The following is a 19,481-nucleotide window of genomic DNA, read 5'->3' on the forward strand; positions in this document are numbered from 1 at the left end:
TTCACCGCGCCCCGGGGGACTGACCCCGCGCGGCCCCGGCACCCGCCGGCGGCGTCCGCAGACACGACGAAACGGCCCCCGATCCGCATTTCTGCAGATCAGGGGCCGTTTCTCTATCCTGTGGCTGGTGCAGGGTTCGAACCTGCGTAGCTTGCGCGACAGATTTACAGGCCGCTGCCCAGGGGCGCTCTGACCAGGCAACTCCTGCCCACGGACCGGATCTGGTCCGCACCTGGTCCGGATCATGCTCTCGGAGCCCCGCTCACCCCGACCAATGGCAACTCAGAGTAGCCATTTGATCACTGTGAGGGAGAGTGTGCCCGCCCCTCCTCGCGCGTCGCCAGCCTGCGCCGCCCCGCCCCCATGCCCAAGCGCCGGCGCCGTCGATCCCGATCCGCAATCAACATGATTGAACGGGCCAACTTCCGCCCCAACTGCCGATAGGATCCCGCGCATATTGCATCCAGGAGGGGACCGAGTGACAATGCGCGAACAGTTCAGCGAATACTACTCACCATCCGACGAGGAGTATCTGAAGTATCTCTCCAATGGAGTGATATCGCTAGACACCAACGTCCTACTCGCTCCCTATAGAATGGACAACCAGGCCAGGGGGCAACTCTTTTCGATCCTAGAGGCTCTAGCCGAGCAAATCTGGATTCCCCATCAGGCCGCATGGGAGTTCTTCAATAACCGACCAAACGTACTTGCGGGAGAGGATAAGGTCTACCAAAAGCTTGAGACGCCACTAACGGCAGCAAAGAAGCAGCTAGAGGATCACATTAAGACCCTCCGGGGCCATTCAATCGTCACTACCGAAAAACAACAAAAGATCATTCGCGGACTGGATGACCTGATCGAAGAAGTAAGATCACTCAGCAATCAGCGAGATTCAAAGCTGGAGGAGGCGCTTCGCGTCGATCCAGTCCTCAACCGATGGGAACTTCTCCTATCCGGAAAAGTCGGAGAGCGCCCAGATGTCGCCCGCCACGCAGAGCTCGACACTCTTGCCAAGGAACGAATTAAGTCCGGACTCCCCCCGGGCGGCAAAGATGCGGATAAGGGGGTCAATGCAAACGGCGACGCCGTCCTCTGGCTTCAGCTAATTGATCACGCAAAAGAGGCCCACAGGCCAGTCCTCCTGGTGACTGATGACACCAAGGAAGACTGGTACAGGCGCCAGAGCGGCCAGACTATCGGCCCTCGCACCGAGCTAGTTCGAGAGATGCGGTCTACTGCTGGAGTAGCGTACTACCAGCAGCCCCTCTCGGGCTTTCTGCGGCGCGCTGGAAAAGTGCTGTCCAAGCCTGTCTCGGAAGAGACTATCAAGCAGACGAAGCATCACAGCATACATGCAGCCGCAGCGCACTACGAAAGCATCGTAGTGAGCGAAATTCTCAGCCTCCACGAGCAGGGACTTGCGCCAATGGTGCAGCGACTTGAGGCGGACGATGGGATTGACCTGATTGTAACGGTCGATTCGACGACTTTTGCTGTCGTCATCAACTATCACAAACACGCCTTCAGTACGGCAGCCGCAATGCGCGCGATCAGCAGCCTGCCGCGACAGCTCTATGCACTGCCAATCGTAATTAGCAATGCACCTCTTACCATTCAACCCTCGGAACTCATCGCAGAATGGCGCGGCCCCCGCCATCAAAACCCGCAGTGGATCCATTGGGATCCTTCAACGATGTCGTCGGCCGCATTCCGTTTGAGCTTCCTTGCCGCGCTTCAAGAAGCAACAGCAGGCCGCCTCAACAGCAAGTGGACGTAGAGGCCCTACTTGCGCGTGAGCGGCTCCAGCCCGCCACTCGCGCGCAAGAATTCCTGACATCATGCAAGAATATCCGCCAGCTCCTGCATCGAGTCAATTATCGCAATAGAGCCAGCCGATGCCAGCTTTGCATTCTTTCCAGGTTTATTGGCGAAGCCAATCGTGGGAACGCCGGCAGCCAGTCCCGCTTCCACATCCCGGGCCGCGTCGCCGATGAAGATGCAGCGCTCCGGCCCTGTGCCCGCGGCTTCCATGGCTTCGAGCAGGAGGCGCGGGTTCGGCTTCATGGAGGAGGGGTCTCCCGGGACTCGCCCGAAGATGCCGGCCACGTAATCGCTGAGGCCATGCTCGGCGAGGTAGGCCTCGATTGCCTCGCCCGCGTTGTTGCTGACCACCGAGACCAGCCGACCGGAGCGGGCAGCAGTGCGCAGAACCGATTCTCCGCCCAGGGTCGGGCGGGCCACCCGGACAGCCTCGGTCTCCAGCGCGGCCAGCGCGGCGTCCATGCTCTCCGTGAGATCGGGCTGGGCGTCCGCGACCAGGCGGAGCAGGGCGAGTGGGTCGCTCTCCCTCTCCGCCCCGACCGGGGCCCGCTCGCCGGTGGCGAGCAGGCCCTCACGGAGTCGGCGCGCGACCTCCGGGGCGGGGAGGCCAGCGAAGACTGAGCACACCGGGCCATCGAAGTCGAGAAGCACGTGCTTCACGGGCCGCAGTACGTCGGCGAGTTGCTGAGGGGCGGTGGTCATGGCTGCCGCTCGTAGGCAATCGTGCCCCACACACTGTCGAACCACATCTGGGCCTGCTGGACGTACTGCGATCCGAGTGAGGCGTCGTCCGGGCCGGCGGCGTGATGGAACAGGGTGGTGTCCTTGCCGGTCACGTCATAGAAGGTGTGTGTGGCGTCGTCGATCGTCACGGTCCGCTCGCGGAGCGGGTAAAAGCCGAAGAAGGCCTCCGACCTGTTCAGGATGTACAGCTTGAACAGGCTGGACGCCCGGTGGACCTTGACCTCGACGCTCGCCTTCTGGACGAGCCCCAGCTCTGCCAGCATCTCCACCGAGTGTGCGATCCCGCCGGCGTTCGTCAGCGCGATGTTCCGAGCGCGCGCCCGGAGTGCAACCTCGTCTTGGAGACCGTCGACCAGTACCGGCACGGCCATCGGCACCGTGGTGTCCGGCAGCAGCAGCCGGACCATGATGGACTCCGGTGCCAGCCGACCAGAGCGAACCTTGTCCAGCGGTTCCTGCAGCGCGTTGTGCAGCGTCTCGCTAGAGAACCCGGCGAAGTCCAACGTCACCTGCTGCTGCTCGAAGGCTGCTTCGAGGTGGGGCCGCAGCCCGACCGGCCGAGAGGTGCGCTCACGGACGAACGAGCCGCTTCCCTGGCGGGTCACGATCAGCCCCTCGGTCCGGAGCTGGTCCAGCGCCTTGTCCACCGTGCCGCGCGCCACGCCGAAGTGCTTCGCCAGTTGAGGGCCGGAAGCAAGTTTGTCGCCGGGTTCGAAGCCCGGCTTCTTCGTGAGGATCGAGGCCCGCAGAGAGCTGCTGACCTGCTGATACGGGGGGCGAGAGTCATCCGGGTCTAGGGCCATGGACCAATGCTAGGACAGGTACCCAACAGACGCGAGAAACCCAACTCTCTTGACCTGCCTAAGCAGGTTCTCTATGTTGTGAGTGCCGCACCAAGTGAGACAGGGGCGACACAGAGGGGCCTTCTTTGGGCTGCTCTGAGCTGCACAAATGCATGTTCATTCGACAACTCAAGAGTGTGATCCACCACCGCAGTCCGTCCGTGACCATGCCGGTCGGGGTGAGTGGAGACCAGTCGGCCGAGAAGGGGCTCATAACCCCGACCCCTCCGTGTGGGGGACAACGCAACCGACTCAAAAGAACGGCGCGGCTGACCTTAGCCAGCGACGACCTCCGGGAGGGATCTCCCCGGGGCGAGCGGTCCGCGTCCAGCTGAGAGCCAACATCTTGCTTCACCAGTGACCACGGTCCCCGACACCCGCCCGCGATAAGGCGGCGCGTGCCGGGGTGCCGTGGCTGCTCGTAACAGGCAAGCAGCTTGGGCCGGTTGAGTCAGGCCGCCGCGCTCCGGCCAAGGATCGCGCGGCGGCCCTGGGGCCCACTCACCTACAGGAAGAGGTAGACCCGTGAGGTCGATTGTTGCAGGCCAGACGGCCATGAACGAGGACGAGTTCGCCGAGCTAGCGCTCGGCGTGGACTCGGAGTTCACCCGGCTGTTCACCGGGGTGCCCGGTGAGAGCGAGGAGGAGCGGGGCGCTCGGGTGGACGCTGCGGCTGGGATCCTGGCGGATCTGCGTCGGGAGGACCCGGTGCTGGCCGCGTACGCCGAGCGGCTGCTGATGATGGCGCCGGCGCCGCTGCGGCGCCCGGCGGTCATCCGCCGCGCGGCGAGCGTCGAGCGGGTCGCGGCATGACGGGGGCGCTCACGGTCACCGTGATCGCGCTCACCGGCCGCTCGTCGCAGCCGGGACGGTGGTCGGAGTGAAGGCCCCGATGAGTCCGGCCCAGATCCGCTCGGCGGAGCGGGCGCTCGCCGTCGGGACGTGGACGATCACGTTCGGCGCGGTGCTCTACAGCGTGCTCACGGTGACCCCGCTCATGTCCGGGCACACCCCGAAGGGGTGGCAGTGGACGGCTCCGATCCTGCCGCTGGTCGTGGACGCGGCGGTGGTGATCGTGGTCCGTATGGACAGCACGCTGGCCCGCCTCGGCGGCAACGGCGGGCGCTGGCCGGCGGTGCTGCGGTGGATGACCGGCGTCATGACGGTGCTGCTCAACGTGGGTCTGAGTGCGCTTCAGCACGATCTGGTGGGGGTGGCGGTCCACTCGGTGGCGCCGCTGCTGCTCATCGTCACGGCGGAGACCTCCCTGGCCTACCGGCGCGCGATCGCCGCCGCGCTGGCCGCCCGTGAGGCCGCTGAGCACGCTGAGCGGGCCGAGCGCGAACACCGCACCGAGGAACAGCGGCAGCAGGCGCGAGCGGACCGCATGGCCGAGACCGAGGCCGCCGAACGACGCGAGCGTGAGCGCCGCGAGCACGAAGCCCGCGAGGCGCGAGAGCAGCGTGAGCACGAGGAGCGGATGGTCCGCGAGGAACGGGAGGAGAAAGCCCGCCGTGAGGCCGTCGAGCGCACGGAGCGGCAGCAACGGGAGGCCACCGAGAAGGCCGACCGCGAACGGCGTGAGCGCGAGGCGAGCGAGCGTGAGCGCCGTGAGCGGGACGAGCGGCGCGACCACGACCAGCGCGCGAAGCAGGAAGCCGAGCGGCTGCGGCAGGAGCTTCTCACCGCGCCACCGGCGACCGAACGGCTGCCGGAGGAGCAGGCCCGGCTGACCGTCCAAGCCGCGGCGGCCGCTGGTCTGCCGCAGCGGCGGGCGATGGAGCTGACCGGCTGGTCGGCCGGATGGGTCGCCGCCCGCTACCAGGACCTGCGAGACACCCGGCCCGCCCTGCACGCCGTGCCCGTCACCACCGACGCGACACCCACCATGGACTCTGCCGAGGAGAAGGCATCGTGACCACCAGCATCGAGACCAGCACCACCGCCAGCGACCAGATCGGCGCCGCCGGCACCCTGCTGTCCATCCTCTCCGCCCACCGGGACCTGCCCGCCGTCACCATCAGCCTGCAGAACTTCAGGACAGAGAGCCTGTGGGGCCTGCGGATCGACGTCCACGACGGCCTCACCACTTTCGAGCGGTGGCGCGAGGCCCTCGGCTTCGACCCGACCGAGGTCACCCACGACCAGGCCGGGAGCCTCGGCTGGCTGAAGGTCCACGCCGCCTTCGCGGGCGTGCCGGTCGAGATGTACGGCTACTACGACGTACTCGACAACGACGAGCAGGCGGCGTGAGCCGACCGCGCTTCTGGGACCCGGACGGGGGCCGGCATGGGGGCATGCCCACCTACCCGTGGCGCATGGCCCCCGACGGTCTCCTGGCTTACCGCCAGTTGCGTGCCGCCGGGCTTCGGCCCGGCGGTCAGCCGGTGGCCGCGCAGGTCCTGTGGCGCTCCCGTCGCTCCAAGGATCTGCGGGCCGCCTACCTCTACCGCCGCGAACTCGCCTTGCCTGTCCGGCCGATGACCGCCGCGAAGCGGGCCGCGCTCGCCGCCGCGAACCGGGCCCGCCGCCTGTGCCCCGTCTGCGGGCTGGATGCGGGCTACGTCCTGCCTGCTCATCTGGGCACCTGCCTGTCCTGCGCCGATGCCATGCCGACCGCGGCCTGACCCGAGAAGAGGATCCGATGCCCGCCAACATCGTCCACGCGAACCCGGCCACCGGCCTGCCGGTCGGCACCGTCGCCGTCTTCCTGACCCAGGGCGCCGCCCTGGTCGCGCTCTACCCGAGCGGCGGCAGCACCGGGCACGGCTGCCCCACCTTCAAGTGGCTGTGCCTGGGCTGCGGTGAGGCCAGTTACTACGAGGACGAGCGGGGTCCCGTCCGCAACAGGGCCAACGGCCACGCCACCGACTGCCGCGCCATCCCCTGGCCCCGGCCCGCCCAGCTCTGACCGCCACCCCCGCCCGGTTCGACTCTCCGTCGCTCACTCCCGAGCACCTATCTGGCATGGCCATGTCCAGAGTGGTGCTCGGGAAGCGGCGCCGCCGGTAGCCCGTGGCTGCCCTGAGCCCCCGCCCGCCGGCCGCCCGGGCCGGACCCCGGCTTGCCATCACCTCGCCGCCCGCCGTCTGCGGGCCCGGCCCAGAGAGGCCGCACATGTCCCCTGACCTCGCGTTCTTCGTGTTCTTCGCGGGCAGCGCGGCCACCTCCGGCTGGACGCTCCTGGCGATAGCCGCCCGCCGCCTGCTCACCGACCCACACCGCCCGGAAAGGAAGTCCCACGATGCCTGACCCCAGCAAGCCGAAGCTGCCCGCGTGGCTGTGGGACTCCACCCCCAAGACCGAGAAGCCCGAGCCCGAGCCCGAGGTGATCACCCCGACCCGGGTCATCCCCGCCGGCGAGCAGGTCCCGCCGAAGCCGGACTACCCGCCGCTGACCGCCCAGGACCACCAGCGGGCGGACCGGCTGACCGAGCCGCCGCACGACCCGGCCCCGACCTGGTTCACGGCCCTGCGGGACAAGGCCCTGGCCCACGACATCACCACCCTGCCCGCCGCCCGGCAAGGCGCGACGCCGGACGTCGAGGACGTCGAGCCCTGGTACCTCCGCCGCCCCGGCCCCTCAACTCCAGGGGCAGGGGAGGGAGATGACGGTTCGGGGCCGGTCATGCCCGAGGTGTCGGCGAAGGTCACCGTCACCACGAAGATCCCGCAGAAGCCCTCCACGTCCCCCGCCCGCTCCAACCCGCAGCCCGGCGGAGGCGGCGGATCCTCCCAGCCGCCGACCGGCACCGGTGGCGGCTGCGGGGGCGCCGAACCGCCCGCCGACGGCGGGGACGGCGAGGGCTGTGGCGGGTGCACCTTCCGGTGCAACGCCGTGTGCAACTACCCGGCCGGCGGCGGGGAGCCACCCGCCGACCCTGAGCCCGCCGAGCCGGTGGAGCAAGAGGTCAAGGTCGAGGTTGAGGTCAAGGCCAGCGACCCGAAACAGCCGCGGAAGAAGGGTCGCCTACCCGAGGTCTTGCAGGGCACCCCGCCCGGCACCGGCAGCGGCTGGCACGGCCCGCGCGTGCGCTGGGCCTTCAAGTGGATCGCCCCCGGCATCGTCGGCTGGGGCTTCGACTGCCTCGACAAGGCCGAGCACCTGATCGTCTGGTTCCACGACCCCGGCACCCAGTTCTGGATGGGCGCGGTCTTCGTCGCCGCCGGCGGCTGGATCGCCTGGAAGACGCGTGGGTGGTGGCCGCCCCTGGCCTGGCTCCTGCGCGTCCCGATGGCCACCACCATCCTCGCCGTCCTGCTCACCCCCCTCTCCCACTGACCGGAGGAAACGATGCTCAGCTCTGCCGTGCCCGCCACGTTCCTCGCCGCCCCCGCCAGCGACCTCGGCGGCTTCAGCCTGGGAGCCATCACCGCCGGGGGACTGGCCGCCGTCGCCAGCGCCGCCGTGATCTTCCTGCTGAAGAAGGGCGTCAACCCCAAGATCGACCGGCACATCAAGTGGGAACACCTCGCCGGAGCCGGATTCGTCACCGGCAACCTCTACGCGGCGGCCGGATGGGACGCGATCGCCGCCCTGATCCACGGCCTCACCAGCGCACCCGCCGCCGCCTGGGGCTCCGGCGCCCTCGCCCTGATCATCAGCGCCTGGATCGGACTGCGCACCCACAGCCGCTGGCGCGCGACCATCCTCGGCTTCACCGCCTCCGTCCTCTTCGACACCGCCGGCGGCTGGTGGAGCTTCGGCGCCATCATCATCGTCAAGGTCGTCCACTCCATCCCCGGCCTGGGCGGCTGACATGCCCATCGACCTCGACAAACACACCACCGCACCCGAGGACACCGCACCCGAGGACGAGCAGGTGGAAGAAGCGCCCGACGACATCGAGGACATTGAGGATGCGGGCGAGGGGACGAGCGAGGAGGCGACGGAAGTCCGGCGCCGCCTCTCCGAAGCGGCCGCCTGGACCCGCCCCTACCTGATCAACGCGCACAGCATTAAAAGCCTGGTCATCGGCTCGGTGGTCCTCATCAGCAAGACCTGCACGTGGGTCGTGGAAGGCGACGCGCTGCGGGTCTTCTTCCCGCACGGGGCTGACAAGCGGGACGCCAAGAAGGCCGCCGCCGAGGCCGCCCGCAAGGCCAAGCAGGCCAAGAAGACCGCGAAGAAGTCCAAGACCGAAGAGCCCGAGCCGGAGAAGCCGGACAGTGCGGCCGACAGCGGGCACGGCGAGCCGCCGGCCTGGCTGATCCGGCTCGGCGGACTCGGCCTCGGGATCTACCTGATCATCTACACCGGCTGGTCCTCCCCCGCCTGGTCCGTCCCCGCCGTAGCCATCCCCTGGTGCGCGCTCGCCTGGATGTACTCACCCACCACCCCGGCCGCCGCCGAGGAGGCCGCGGGTGAGGAAGACGCGGGTGGGGACAGCGTGTACGAGGACGAGCCGTACGACGAGGACGACGAGGTCGGTGAGGAGGAGGACGAGGAAGAGCCCTACGACGAGGCAGGGGAGGAAGGGGAGGAGGACGCCGTGGTGGAGGCTCCCCCGCTCAGCCCGGAGGAGATCGCCGACCGGTTCCGCCGCTACGTCGAGCACATGGTCGCCGCCCGCTGGGCGGAGGGGGTCCGGGGGCGACGTCAGGGAGTCCACGTCGAGGACATGCTGACCGACCTGAAAGAGCGCGGGCTCATCACCGACGAGCAGTGGGACACCCCCTCCCTCGGCGCCTACCTGCGGGCGCTCGGAATCCCCCTGCGGGACCCGCTGTCACTGACCGTCAACGGCCGCAAGGTCAACCGGGTCGGGGTCCACTACGAAGAGCTCACTCGACACCTCGGCCGGACCCCCCATCTGCCCCCTCATCTGGTCCCCGACCGGACCGCCGAAGAGCCCCCCGTCGGCCCCGCCCCGGCCACCCCCACAGCGGCCGCCTAACACCCCACGCCCGGCCCCTCCAGCAGCCTTCTCCGAGGCGCCAGATGAGGGGGCATCAAGCCCTCTCCGCACCCCTTTCGAAGGGGCCCCACAGAGGGCCCGGCAGTCCCTCCCCTCCCCTGCCGGCCAGAGGCCCCTACCAGGGCCCTACCGGCCGCCCTACCAATGCTCTGACCTGCACACCTACCGAACGCCCTACCGAGCCCTACCGCCCCCTACCGCAAACGGTAGGCCGCGCATACCAGACCGAAACGGACATCTGTTGCCGTACTCCTACCGCTGCGGATCATGCTCCGCCTCCTCCCCTCCCGGCCACTACGACGACGCCCTCGCCGCCCGCGACGAACACCGCCGAACCGCCCACGGCGGACTGATCCCCGACGGCGAATCGATCACCGAAGCCGACGACCCCGACCGACGGGGACTCGACCCCAAGACCATCGCCGCCGTCGCCGGACTCGGCCTCCTCGCCGCCCTCTACCGGTGGATCACCCACTGAACCCACTCCACCCCCGCCATCACCCCACGTAACCGAGCTTCGAAAGGCCGTCACATGCACGACGAGTACGACACCCGGGACCGCGACGACGTCGAGCACCCCGCCCGCGAGGAGGAGAAGGCCGCCGAGATCGCCCTCGACCGCGCCACCGCCAACGGTGCTGCCGAACTGGAGGTGACCGCGTGAACCGGATCCCGCCGCTCGGCGACCAACAGGGGCTATGGCAAGCCGTTATGGCCGCCGCCTCCGGTCGTTGTCAGTGCCGCGGCACCTGCGGCAAGAACCACGCCAAGACCGGCGGCCGGTGCGACCGCGTCCACGGCGGCTACAACAACCGGCACGGCGGCGGCACCGTCCACCTCATCGCCGCCCCCGCCGACCCGGCCGACATGCTCCTGCCCGCCCACAAGGCCGCCGCCCTGCCCAAGCACCAAGTCTCCGCCTGGTGCCCGGCCTGCCACGACGCCACCCACCGCGCCGCCCACAAGGCCCAGCAGGCGAGCGTCCCGGCCACCGGGCCGGACTCCCTGTTCGACCTCTGACACGCCAGGGAGAACCTGTGCCCATCAAGACCGTGACCTGCCACGTCGCCGAGTGCGACGTCTGCGGCACCGCATACGGATCCGACAGCGGCGACCAGCGCGCCGTCCACGCCACCACCTGCGAATCCGCCGCCGAGCTGGTCCACGAGGACCCCGAGTGGCTGATCACCGCCGATGGGCGCGTGATCTGCCTCGCCGACGACGAGCGCCACCAGGCCGCCCTCGACGCGCTGATGCCGCCCGCACCGCAGTCCGTGTGCGACGGCCAGATCCCGCTCCCGATCGACCTCTGACCTTCACCCCCTCGCGGCCCGTACCCGTCTCCTGCCCGGGTGCGGGCCGCTCCGCTCCGCATGAAAGGAGCCCGCGTGACCACCGAGTACGCCCCGAACGTGATCCCGTTCCGGCCCGAACCCGCCGAGGTGAAGGCCGCCGAACAGGCCGTCATCGGCGCCGCCCTGCTCGACCCCGCCCAGATCCCCGCCCTCGCCGCCCAGCTCGGCCACCCCGGCGTGTTCCACCACCCCGCCCACGAGACGATCTGGCGCACCATCACGCGCATGGCCGGCGGTGAGCGGCCGGTCGACCCGCTGCTGCTGACCGGCGTCCTGCGCGCCCAGGGCGACCTGGGCCGCGTCGGCGGGCCCGCCTACCTGCACACCTGCATCGAGGCCACCCCGAGTGCCGCCAACGGCGACTACTACGCCGAGATCGTGCGCGTCGCCGCCGAGCGCCGCCGCATCGGCACCGCCACCAGCCGCCTGGCCCACATGGCCGGCGACGGTGAGGCCGACCTGGACGCCGTCCGCACCGCCGCCCTCGCGGCGCTGGTGGACCTCGCCGCCGGGGACACCTGGCTCGACCCCGTCCCGCTCGGCTCCCACGCCGCCCTGCCGACCTTCCCCGTGCAGGCTCTGCCCGGGTGGGTCGGCGCCTACGTCGAGGCGGTCGCCGAGTTCACCCAGACCCCGCCCGACGCGGCCGCCACCATGGCCCTCGCCGCCCTGTCGACCGCCGCCGGCGGCCGGGTGAACGTGGAGATCCGGCCCGGCTGGCGCGAGCAGTCCAACCTCTACTTGACCTGCGCGATGCCCCCGGCCAGCCGCAAGTCCGACGTCTTCGCGTTCACGATGGGCCCGGTCTACAAGGTCGAGGCTGAGCTTCAGGCCGACGCGAAGGCGGCGATCATCGAGGCCGAGACCGCCAAGGACACCGCGCTCGCCGAGGTAGAGGCCCTGATGGCCAAGGCCCGCAAGAACCCCGACCTCGACCGCGCCCAGCTCGTCGCGGAGATCTCCGCCGCCAAGATGCTCGCCGAGGAGATCACCGTCCCGCCGAGCCCGCGCCTGACCCTGTCCGGGGACATCACCTCCGAGACCGTCACCAGCCAGCTCGCCGTGCACCGCTGCCTGGCTGCGCTCTCCCCCGAGGGCGACCTGTTCGACAACATGGTCGGCCGCTACAGCAGCAAGCCGAACCTCGGCGTGTTCCTCCAGGCCCACAAGGGCGAGCGACTCCAGACAGACCGCATCACCCGCGAACAGCCCACCGTCGACCGCCCGGCGCTCACCATCGGCGTCACCCCGCAGCCCGCCGTCCTCCAGGAACTCGGCGCCGCCCCCGGTGCCCGCGACCGCGGCCTGCTCGCCCGCTTCCTCTACTCCCTCCCACCCTCCAACCTCGGCTACCGCAAGGTCCGCACCACTCCCATCCCCGACAAGGCCGCGAACGCCTACGACCGCAACCTCACCCGCCTGCTCCGCGCCATGACCGACCTCACCGAACCGGTCACCGTCGTCATGAACCAGGCCGCCGACCTCGCCATCGAGAAGCTGCAGGAGCGCGTCGAGGTCCAGCTCCGCCCCGACCAGCCGCTCTCCCACATCAAGGACTGGGCTGGCAAGCTCGTCGGCCACATCGCCCGCATCGCCGTCCTGCTCCACCTCGCCGACCACATCGCCGCCGACCAGGACCAGAGTGCCTGGCGCGCCGACCTCGAGGCCGCCACCGTCGAGCGCGCCGCCCAGATCGCCGACTACTACACCGCCCACACCCTCGCCGTCTTCGACCTCATCGCCGCCGACCCCGCCACCGAGGACGCCCACGCCATCCTCCAGTGGCTCCAGCGCCCCAAGAAGGACGGCACCCACCGCACCCACATCAAAGCCCACGACGCCGTCGCCAGCAGCCGCCGCTTCAAGAAGGTCGCCGACGTCGAACCCGCCCTGAACCTGCTCGAACAGCACGGCTACCTCCGCACCGACCAGCCCCCCACCGACGGCCGCCGAGGCCGCCAACCCGCGACTACGTACCGTATCCACCCCACCCTGGACACCCCCGTGGACGCGACGGAAGCCCCGTAACCGTCAGGGATGTCAGGGAAAATCCCTGACCTGCGAAAACACCGCCTGACCGCCTGTCAGGGAACGTCAGGGATGTCAGGGAAAAGGCGAATTTCCCTGACATCCCTGACAATCCCTGACGCCCCGCCAGGAGCCAAAACCCCAGGTCAGCGATTTTCCCTGACATCCCTGACACTTTCCGGCCTCCAGCCCCGTCCACGCGCGGAGGTCGTGACGCTCCGCAACCACCATCCGCACTCACAGCCGGAGACTTCGCCATGCCCAAGCGCGAACTGCTCAAGCTCCCCGCCGTGCTCGCCGAACTCGACATGTCCCGCGCCGCCTTCTACCGGATGCGGGCCCGAGGCAAGGGTCCGCGCCTCATCAAGCTGCCCAACGGTCAGGTCCGGGTCGACCGGGCCGACCTGGACGCGTGGCTCGACTCGTGCGAGGTCGCCGCCTGATGCCCACTTCCTACAAAGTCACCTTCTGGGAGCACCGCCACCGGCCCGACCGCCGCAAGCCGTGGATGGTCCGGTGGGTCGTGGACACCAACGAGTGCTCCGAGTCTTACCTAACCAAGACTCAGGCGGACGGCCGGAAGGCCGAACTGCTCATGGCGGCGGCCTCTCACCAGCCCTTCGACGTCGAAACCGGTCTCCCGCTTGCTGAGCTTCGCAGGCGCCAGGAGGAGCAGAACTCCGTTACCTGGTACCAGCACGGGCGGAACTACGTCGAGGCTCGATGGGACGGCGCCCCGGCCAAGACGCGGACGACGTGGGCGGACGCCCTGGCGAGCGTCACGTTCGAGCTGGTCAAGAGCAAGACCGGGATGCCGGACAAGCTGCTGGTTCGACGCGCGCTCTACAGCTGGGCCTTCAACGTGAACCGCTGGACCGATGAGCCGCCGGCCGAGGTTGCCAGAGCCCTGGCGTGGGTGGCGCGGAACTCGGTGGACGTGTCCGAGTTGGCGGACCCGAAGATGGTCCGACGCCTGCTCGCCGCCCTCTCGGTGAAGCTGGACGGCACCAAGGCCGCCGCTGCCACGACGCTCCGGAAGCGCCGGATTCTGAACCACGTCCTGGGACGCGCCGTTGAGGACGGCCTGCTGACCGCCAACCCGCTGCCGTCGGTGCAGTGGCAACCGCCTCGAACCGAGGAGGAGGTCGATCCCGAGTACGTCATGAGCCCCGAGCAGGCCGCCGCGATGCTGGAGGCCGTCGGCCGGCAGGGGCGGCGCGGGCCGCGGCTGGTGGCGTTCTTCGCGTGCATGTACTACGCGGGCATGCGCCCGGGTGAAGTGGTCCACCTCCGCAAGGACCGGTGCGTCCTGCCGGCGGAGGGCTGGGGGAAACTCAACCTCAACGGGAACAGCCCCCGCGTCGGGTCGTCCTGGACCGACAACGGCACGTCGCACGACCCCAGGGGCCTGAAGCACCGGCCGGAGAAAGCCACCCGGCCTGTGCCGATCCCACCCGAGCTGGTGAAGCTGCTGCGGGGGCACATCGAGCGGTACGGCACCGCACCCGACGGCCGTCTGTTCCGGACCTTCCGCAACGGCATGGTGCAGGAGAGCGGATACGGCGTCGTCTGGGCCGCCGCGCGAGCCGAAGTGCTCAGCGAGGAAGAGCAGGCCACCCCGCTCGCCAAGCGCCCCTACGACGCCCGGCATGCCGGGATCTCGCTCTGGCTGGCCTCCCGAGTGTCACCAGCGGAGTGCGCCCGGCGGGCGGGCCACAGCATCGCCGTCCTGCTCCGGGTCTACGCCAAGTGCGTCCACGGTGACGAAGATCATGCGAATCAGCTCATCACCGAGCGCCTCAATCGGCGGACCTCACCCCCGCCGACAAACGCGAGTCCCTAATCTTGGTCCGCGCCTGGTCCGTAACTGCTGGTCAGGACTGGGATCCGAGCGAAACAGGGTGAGACAAACCGCCCAAAACGACCATCCGGCGCGACCCGATGTTCGAGCACAACGAAACGGCCCCTGATCCGCATTTCTGCAGATCAGGGGCCGTTTCTCTATCCTGTGGCTGGTGCAGGGTTCGAACCTGCGTAGCTTGCGCGACAGATTTACAGTCTGCTCCCTTTGGCCGCTCGGGCAACCAGCCAGGATTTTCGCCTCCCGGGGTCTGCCCCGTTCGACGTGGTAAACCATACCTGATGGATGGGGGTGGTCCGCCACTCGATAGGCGGGCGGCGGCCCGGCCGGTGATCGCGGGCGCCGCGTGGCTGCCGGGGGCGGTCGGGGGCTGCGCTGGATAGGCTTGGGCGGCACCTGCCCCGCGCGGGTGGGCGCGGACAGTGAAGCCAGAGCATCAAGGAGACCAACACACCATGGCCGACTCCAGTTTCGACATCGTCTCGAAGGTCGAGTGGCAGGAGGTCGACAACGCGATCAACCAGACCTCCCGCGAGATCGCCACCCGCTTCGACTTCAAGAACGTCGGCGGCGAGATCAGCCGGTCGGGCGAAAAGATCGAGATGAAGGCCAACGGCGAAGAGCGGGTCAAGGCCATCCTGGACGTGCTCCAGAGCAAGTTCATCAAGCGCGGCCTCTCGCTCAAGGCGCTGGACGCCGGCGACCCCTACCTCTCCGGCAAGGAGTACAAGCTCTCCGCCAACGTGAAGGAGGGCATCTCCCAGGAGGACGCCAAGAAGGTCGCGAAGATCATCCGCGATGAGGGCCCCAAGGGCGTCAAGGCCCAGGTCCAGGGCGACGAGCTGCGCGTCACCTCGAAGAGCCGGGACGACCTGCAGGAGGTCCAGGCACTGCTCAAGGGCAAGGACCTCGACTTCGCGATCCAGTTCGTGAACTACCGCTGACCCGGCGGGGCGCGGGCGCACCGTCGACCACGCACCCCCTGCCGCACGCCTCGGCCCCGGACCGCACGCGGTCCGGGGCCGAGGTGCGTACCGGCGGCCGGCGCCTCGGTACCGGCCGACGCCAAAGCGCGCGGCGCCAAACCGCTCGGCGCCGCCCGGGTCAGCGCTCCAGCCAGTCCTCCGTGTGCCGGTGCCTGCCGAGGCCGACCGCCTCGAACTCGTCCGCCCCGTGCGGGCGGCGTGCGCCGAGGCGGCGCAGCACCTGGGATATCGGGCTGCCCTCGGTGGGGAAGCCTTCGCCGATCTCGATGCCGAGCGGACCGAGTTCGATCTTCCCGTCCATCCAGACCGCGCCCCGCTGGCTGCCCTGGCCACCGAAGTAGTCGGCCTCGGCGTAGGCGATCGGGCCGGCCTTGGACCAGGCGCTCAGCCGGTGGCCGAGCCCGCGGGGGAAGAATCCGAAGCCCGCCACCACCGCGCCGTCGGGCTGTTCGAGGGAGTCCAGGAGCTCGGCGGTCAGCGGGATCAGGGCCAGGCCTTGCTCCAGCGGCACGGCCCGAGCGAGCCGGACCTCCGCGGCCACCACATTGGCCAGTTCGACCGAGGCGAGCAGCGCTCTGAGTTCGTATGACACTCAGTCATTCTGCGCTACTTACGGCTTACCGGGCCACAGGAATAATCGAACTGACTATTTATTCGATCTTATGTCAAGTACTGACCGATGACGTCCGGCACCACGCACCGGGGGCCGGGATGCCGGGTACCCGACGGCGGGCGCCAAGTACCGTACGCCGGGCGCCCGGAGCGCCGGGCCGCCTGCCGGTGCCGCGCCCCGGCCCGGCAGACTGGCCCGATGACCAAGCCGATCCGACCGACCCCCCAGCAGCTCGCCGCCGCCCATGACACCACCATCGGGGACGTCACCGCCCCCGGACTGCGGGTGCTGTTCTGCGGGATCAACCCCGGCCTCTGGTCGGGCGCCACCGGTCACCACTTCGCCCGGCCGGGCAACCGGTTCTGGCCCGCGCTGTACCGCTCGGGATTCACCCCGCGGCAGCTCCGGCCGGACGAGCAGGAGGAGTTGCTGGCGCTGGGCCTGGGCATCACCAACGTCGTCGCGCGCACCACGGCCAAGGCGGACGAGCTGACCGCCGAGGAGTACCGGCAGGGCGGCGCGGCGCTGGTGGAGCGGGTGGAGCGGCTGCGCCCTTACGCGCTGGCCGTGTTGGGGATCGGCGCCTACCGGACCGCGTTCCGCAGGCCGCGCGCCCGGATCGGGCTCCAGCCGGAGCGGATCGGCGGCGCGGAGGTGTGGGTACTGCCCAACCCCAGTGGCCTGAACGCCCATTACACGCTGGACGGGCTGGCGGCGGAGTTCCGTACGCTGCGCGAGGCGCTGCCACCCACGGTCTGAATCCCGGCCGGGAGTTCGGCGGAACGGAGTTCCCTGACCAGGGCCCGGACGGCCACGGTGCGGGCGAGTTCGGGCGTGGTGACGTAGCCGACCGAGCGGGTGGGCGGCCGGGGGCCGAGGTCGGTGACGGCGAGCCCGGCGGGAGCGCCGAGCAGGGCGAGCCGCGGCACGATCGACATCCCCAGGCCCTGGGCGACCATGGCGAGCGTCGCGGTGTCGTCCTCGACGTTCAGCGTGGCGGGCGGGATCCAGTCCTGACGGGACCACCAGTCCCGGGTGTACGAGGCGCAGTTCTCGTCCCAGTCGACCAGCGGGAGGGTGTGCGGCTCGGCCCGGCCCGCCGGGTGGACCAGGGCGTACGGCTCCTCGAAGAGCCGCCCCGAGACCAGCCCGGGACCCGGGGCGGCCGCGGTGTCGAGAGTGGCGATGCCCAGGTCGGCGCGGCCGTCGGCGACCTCGCCCGCGGTGCCGCGGCCGACCTCGCGGACGATCCGCACCCGCGGGACGATTCCCGGGTGCGCGGCGGTCAGCCTGGCCAGAACGGCGGGCAGCAGATGGACGGCCGCGCTGCGGAAGGCGGCGATCCGCAGCGGCCCGCTGACCGTACCGGACTCGGCGCCGCGGGCCTCGGCGGCCATGGTCTCCAGCAGTTGGAGGATCCGCCGGGCGTGCAGCACCACCCGCGCGCCCGCCGGGGTCACGCGCGCCCCGTGGCGCCCCCGGTCGAAGAGCACCGCGCCGATCTTGCGTTCGCACACCCGCACCGCGTGCGAGACGGCGGACTGCGACATGTCCAGCGCGACGGCCGCGGCGGTGAAGCTGCGCTCGCGCTCGACGGCCAGGAGAATCCGCAGCTCGTGCGGGGCGAGGTCGGTCATCCGGGCAATCTACGCCAGCCCCGCGCCTTCCATGAGCGGAATCGATGGATCGGCCGTCCTCCATCGACGCCGGCCCCTGCCAGGCGATCCACACGCTCCCTACGGTTGGGGCCAACCGATCCCAAGGAGCGTTCCGATGACCCGCACCGCCATGCTCGTCCACCAGGTCTCCCGCCCGCACGGCTTCCCCACGGCGGACAACTTCGCCTTCGTCGAGGCCCCGATCCCGGCACTCACCCCGGGCACCGCACTGGTCGAGAACGTCTACCTCTCGGTCGACCCCTACATGCGCGAGGAGATGGACGAGGGCGGGCGGGAGCTGCACGAGCCGATGGAGGGCCGCTCGATCGGACGGGTGGTGGAGTCCCGCGCCCCCGAACTCGCCGTCGGCACCCTGGTGTTCCACCGGCACGCCTGGCGCACCCACGCCGTGGTGACCCCGGCCGAGGTCCGGGTGCTGCCGCGGCCGGACGGCGTACCGGTCAGCGCCTTCCTGAACGTGCTCGGCGGCACCGGCCTGAGCGCGTACGTCGCCCTCACCCGGATCGCCAAGGTGCAGCCGGGCGAGACCGTCTTCATCACGGCCGCCGGCGGCGGTGTCGGCAGCGCGGCCGGCCAGATCGCGCGGCTGCTGGGTGCCGGACGGGTGATCGGCAGCACCGGCTCCGCCGCCAAGGCCGAGTACCTGACCGAGCACCTCGGCTTCGACGCCGCCTTCGACCACCACGAGGGCCTGGTCGGCGAACTGCTCGCCCAGGCCGCCCCCGAGGGCGTCGACGTCTGCCTCGACAACGTCGGCGGCGACCACCTGGCGGGAGCGATCGAGGTGCTCAAGGAGCGCGGCCGGATCGCCTGGTGCGGCGGGATCGCGCAGTACAACAGCACCGAACCGCCCGCCGCGCCGCGCAACCTCTTCGACATCGTCGGCAAGAGTCTGCGCCTGGAGGGCTTCCTGGTCCGCGACTACGGGCATCTCCAGGGCGAGCTGGAGGAGTTCCTGATCCCGCACCTGCGCTCCGGGCGGGTGCAGGCCTCGCACACCCTGGTCCAGGGCCTCGAGAACGTCGTCGACGCCTTCCTCGGCATGCTGCGCGGCGAGAACACCGGCAAGATGATCGTCCAGACCGCCGACCTCTGAGCCGGGCCGGGGCGCTCAGCCCCGAGGGTCCTGCGCCTCCAGTGCGGCCAGCAGCGCGCGCGGGTCGAAGGCGGCCCGGATCCGGGTGATCCGGCCGTCCTCCACCCGGCTCCAGTTGGTCACCGGGAACGGGCCCGTCACGGTGGTGTGCAGGTCGAACCAGGTCAGCACGTCGGTGCCGTCGCCGCACATCCGCTGGACGACGAGGTCCTCGGTCAGCCGCCCGAGGCCCTCCAGACCCTTCCGGCAGTCGTCCGCGCCCTCCGCGCGGCCGAGCGGACCCTCGAAGGTCACCTCATCGGCGAGCAGCGAGCGGAGTGCGTCGAAGTCCTTGGTCCGCCAGGCCTCGAAGTAGGCGGCGGCAACCTGCACGGCGGTGTCGGCCATCTGGGACATCCCTTCCCGTCAACTCCCTTGCGGTGGCGGCCATCCGGCCCGCCTCCCCCGAACACCTCCCACTCTGCGCCCTTCCCCGGCCATACGTCCAACATCTGGATCTTCTGGTTATCAGCACCTCTGGTTATGGAACTGCGCCGAC

The 19,481-nt window shown here is 69.8% G+C and carries 25 protein-coding genes and 1 tRNA gene; 20 read left to right on the forward strand and 6 right to left on the reverse strand.

The window, feature by feature from the left end; translation table 11 throughout:
- Nucleotides 1-484: 484 nt before the first annotated feature.
- On the forward strand, nt 485-1,777 hold the full coding sequence (locus tag ACSMTC_RS15385; RefSeq protein ID WP_436564692.1) for a PIN-like domain-containing protein: 1,293 nt from the start codon (nt 485-487) through the stop codon (nt 1,775-1,777).
- A gap of 59 nt (nt 1,778-1,836) precedes the next feature.
- Here the strand turns inward: ACSMTC_RS15385 and ACSMTC_RS15390 are convergent, their stop codons facing one another.
- Together ACSMTC_RS15390 and ACSMTC_RS15395 are read right to left on the reverse strand one after the other, a co-directional pair.
- The gene (locus tag ACSMTC_RS15390; RefSeq protein ID WP_436560249.1) at nt 1,837-2,523 is read right to left on the reverse strand and encodes an HAD family hydrolase; all 687 of its coding nucleotides are present in this window, start codon (nt 2,521-2,523) and stop codon (nt 1,837-1,839) included.
- Complete coding sequence (locus tag ACSMTC_RS15395) at nt 2,520-3,368, reverse strand: GntR family transcriptional regulator (protein WP_436560250.1); 849 nt, start codon at nt 3,366-3,368, stop codon at nt 2,520-2,522. Before ACSMTC_RS15395 ends, ACSMTC_RS15390 begins: the two co-directional genes overlap by 4 nt.
- A gap of 564 nt (nt 3,369-3,932) precedes the next feature.
- On the opposite strand from ACSMTC_RS15395, the gene ACSMTC_RS15400 reads away from it, so the two are divergent.
- From ACSMTC_RS15400 to ACSMTC_RS15475, 16 genes are all read left to right on the forward strand, one after another.
- Complete coding sequence (locus tag ACSMTC_RS15400; RefSeq protein ID WP_436560251.1) at nt 3,933-4,220, forward strand: hypothetical protein; 288 nt, start codon at nt 3,933-3,935, stop codon at nt 4,218-4,220.
- Between the two features lie 79 nt (nt 4,221-4,299).
- A complete protein-coding gene (locus tag ACSMTC_RS15405; protein ID WP_436560252.1) occupies nt 4,300-5,325 on the forward strand; it encodes a DUF2637 domain-containing protein in 1,026 nt (341 codons plus the stop codon).
- Entirely contained in the window at nt 5,322-5,660 is a 339-nt protein-coding gene (locus ACSMTC_RS15410; RefSeq protein ID WP_436560253.1) for a hypothetical protein, read from the forward strand. The genes ACSMTC_RS15405 and ACSMTC_RS15410 overlap by 4 nt, the downstream gene beginning before the upstream one ends.
- 44 nt (nt 5,661-5,704) lie before the next feature.
- Entirely contained in the window at nt 5,705-6,034 is a 330-nt protein-coding gene (locus ACSMTC_RS15415) for an RRQRL motif-containing zinc-binding protein (RefSeq protein ID WP_436560254.1), read from the forward strand.
- 17 nt (nt 6,035-6,051) lie between these two features.
- Nucleotides 6,052-6,318: a hypothetical protein gene (locus tag ACSMTC_RS15420; protein WP_436560255.1), complete on the forward strand. Its 267-nt coding sequence runs from the start codon at nt 6,052-6,054 to the stop codon at nt 6,316-6,318.
- A gap of 206 nt (nt 6,319-6,524) precedes the next feature.
- The gene (locus ACSMTC_RS15425) at nt 6,525-6,659 is read left to right on the forward strand and encodes a hypothetical protein (RefSeq protein ID WP_436560256.1); all 135 of its coding nucleotides are present in this window, start codon (nt 6,525-6,527) and stop codon (nt 6,657-6,659) included.
- Nucleotides 6,652-7,689, forward strand: coding sequence for a hypothetical protein (locus tag ACSMTC_RS15430; protein ID WP_436560257.1), 1,038 nt, complete (start codon nt 6,652-6,654; stop codon nt 7,687-7,689). Before ACSMTC_RS15425 ends, ACSMTC_RS15430 begins: the two co-directional genes overlap by 8 nt.
- Before the next feature lie 12 nt (nt 7,690-7,701).
- On the forward strand, nt 7,702-8,166 hold the full coding sequence (locus ACSMTC_RS15435; protein WP_436560258.1) for a hypothetical protein: 465 nt from the start codon (nt 7,702-7,704) through the stop codon (nt 8,164-8,166).
- A 1-nt stretch (nt 8,167) separates the two neighbouring features.
- Entirely contained in the window at nt 8,168-9,304 is a 1,137-nt protein-coding gene (locus ACSMTC_RS15440) for a hypothetical protein (protein ID WP_436560259.1), read from the forward strand.
- A 262-nt stretch (nt 9,305-9,566) separates the two neighbouring features.
- Nucleotides 9,567-9,803 (forward strand): hypothetical protein, encoded by a 237-nt coding sequence (locus ACSMTC_RS15445; RefSeq protein WP_436560260.1) that lies wholly within the window; start codon nt 9,567-9,569, stop codon nt 9,801-9,803.
- 54 nt (nt 9,804-9,857) lie between these two features.
- Nucleotides 9,858-9,989 (forward strand): hypothetical protein, encoded by a 132-nt coding sequence (locus ACSMTC_RS15450; protein ID WP_436560261.1) that lies wholly within the window; start codon nt 9,858-9,860, stop codon nt 9,987-9,989.
- Complete coding sequence (locus tag ACSMTC_RS15455; protein WP_436560262.1) at nt 9,986-10,345, forward strand: hypothetical protein; 360 nt, start codon at nt 9,986-9,988, stop codon at nt 10,343-10,345. Before ACSMTC_RS15450 ends, ACSMTC_RS15455 begins: the two co-directional genes overlap by 4 nt.
- A gap of 17 nt (nt 10,346-10,362) precedes the next feature.
- A complete protein-coding gene (locus tag ACSMTC_RS15460) occupies nt 10,363-10,638 on the forward strand; it encodes a hypothetical protein (RefSeq protein ID WP_436560263.1) in 276 nt (91 codons plus the stop codon).
- 75 nt (nt 10,639-10,713) lie between these two features.
- Nucleotides 10,714-12,708, forward strand: a complete 1,995-nt coding sequence (locus tag ACSMTC_RS15465) for a YfjI family protein (RefSeq protein ID WP_436560264.1) — start codon at nt 10,714-10,716, stop codon at nt 12,706-12,708.
- Between the two features lie 257 nt (nt 12,709-12,965).
- Nucleotides 12,966-13,151: a helix-turn-helix transcriptional regulator gene (locus ACSMTC_RS15470; RefSeq protein ID WP_436560265.1), complete on the forward strand. Its 186-nt coding sequence runs from the start codon at nt 12,966-12,968 to the stop codon at nt 13,149-13,151.
- Nucleotides 13,151-14,551, forward strand: a complete 1,401-nt coding sequence (locus tag ACSMTC_RS15475; RefSeq protein WP_436560266.1) for a tyrosine-type recombinase/integrase — start codon at nt 13,151-13,153, stop codon at nt 14,549-14,551. The genes ACSMTC_RS15470 and ACSMTC_RS15475 overlap by 1 nt, the downstream gene beginning before the upstream one ends.
- Nucleotides 14,552-14,717: 166 nt before the next feature.
- On the opposite strand, the gene ACSMTC_RS15480 is transcribed toward ACSMTC_RS15475, so the two are convergent.
- A tRNA-Tyr gene (locus ACSMTC_RS15480) sits at nt 14,718-14,798 on the reverse strand.
- A 226-nt stretch (nt 14,799-15,024) separates the two neighbouring features.
- Here ACSMTC_RS15480 and ACSMTC_RS15485 point away from each other — a divergent pair.
- A complete protein-coding gene (locus ACSMTC_RS15485) occupies nt 15,025-15,513 on the forward strand; it encodes a YajQ family cyclic di-GMP-binding protein (RefSeq protein ID WP_436560267.1) in 489 nt (162 codons plus the stop codon).
- Nucleotides 15,514-15,673: 160 nt separating this feature from the next.
- Here ACSMTC_RS15485 and ACSMTC_RS15490 read toward each other — a convergent pair whose 3' ends face one another.
- Nucleotides 15,674-16,147, reverse strand: coding sequence for a hypothetical protein (locus tag ACSMTC_RS15490; RefSeq protein ID WP_436560268.1), 474 nt, complete (start codon nt 16,145-16,147; stop codon nt 15,674-15,676).
- A 219-nt stretch (nt 16,148-16,366) separates the two neighbouring features.
- Here ACSMTC_RS15490 and mug point away from each other — a divergent pair, with 219 nt between their 5' ends.
- Nucleotides 16,367-16,927 carry a G/U mismatch-specific DNA glycosylase gene (gene mug, locus ACSMTC_RS15495; RefSeq protein ID WP_436560269.1) on the forward strand — a complete coding sequence of 187 codons (561 nt, stop codon included), beginning with the start codon at nt 16,367-16,369 and terminating at the stop codon, nt 16,925-16,927.
- Here mug and ACSMTC_RS15500 read toward each other — a convergent pair.
- A complete protein-coding gene (locus ACSMTC_RS15500) occupies nt 16,861-17,805 on the reverse strand; it encodes a LysR family transcriptional regulator (protein WP_436560270.1) in 945 nt (314 codons plus the stop codon). The genes mug and ACSMTC_RS15500 overlap by 67 nt on opposite strands.
- Nucleotides 17,806-17,941: 136 nt before the next feature.
- Between ACSMTC_RS15500 and ACSMTC_RS15505 the strand changes: the two genes are divergently transcribed.
- A complete protein-coding gene (locus ACSMTC_RS15505) occupies nt 17,942-18,943 on the forward strand; it encodes an NADP-dependent oxidoreductase (RefSeq protein WP_436560271.1) in 1,002 nt (333 codons plus the stop codon).
- A gap of 15 nt (nt 18,944-18,958) precedes the next feature.
- Here ACSMTC_RS15505 and ACSMTC_RS15510 read toward each other — a convergent pair whose 3' ends face one another.
- Entirely contained in the window at nt 18,959-19,330 is a 372-nt protein-coding gene (locus ACSMTC_RS15510) for a nuclear transport factor 2 family protein (protein WP_436560272.1), read from the reverse strand.
- Nucleotides 19,331-19,481: the final 151 nt, after the last annotated feature.

Origin of the sequence: Kitasatospora sp. HPM-01-4 (assembly GCF_051374625.1) — a bacterium.
Lineage (GTDB): Bacteria > Actinomycetota > Actinomycetes > Streptomycetales > Streptomycetaceae > Kitasatospora.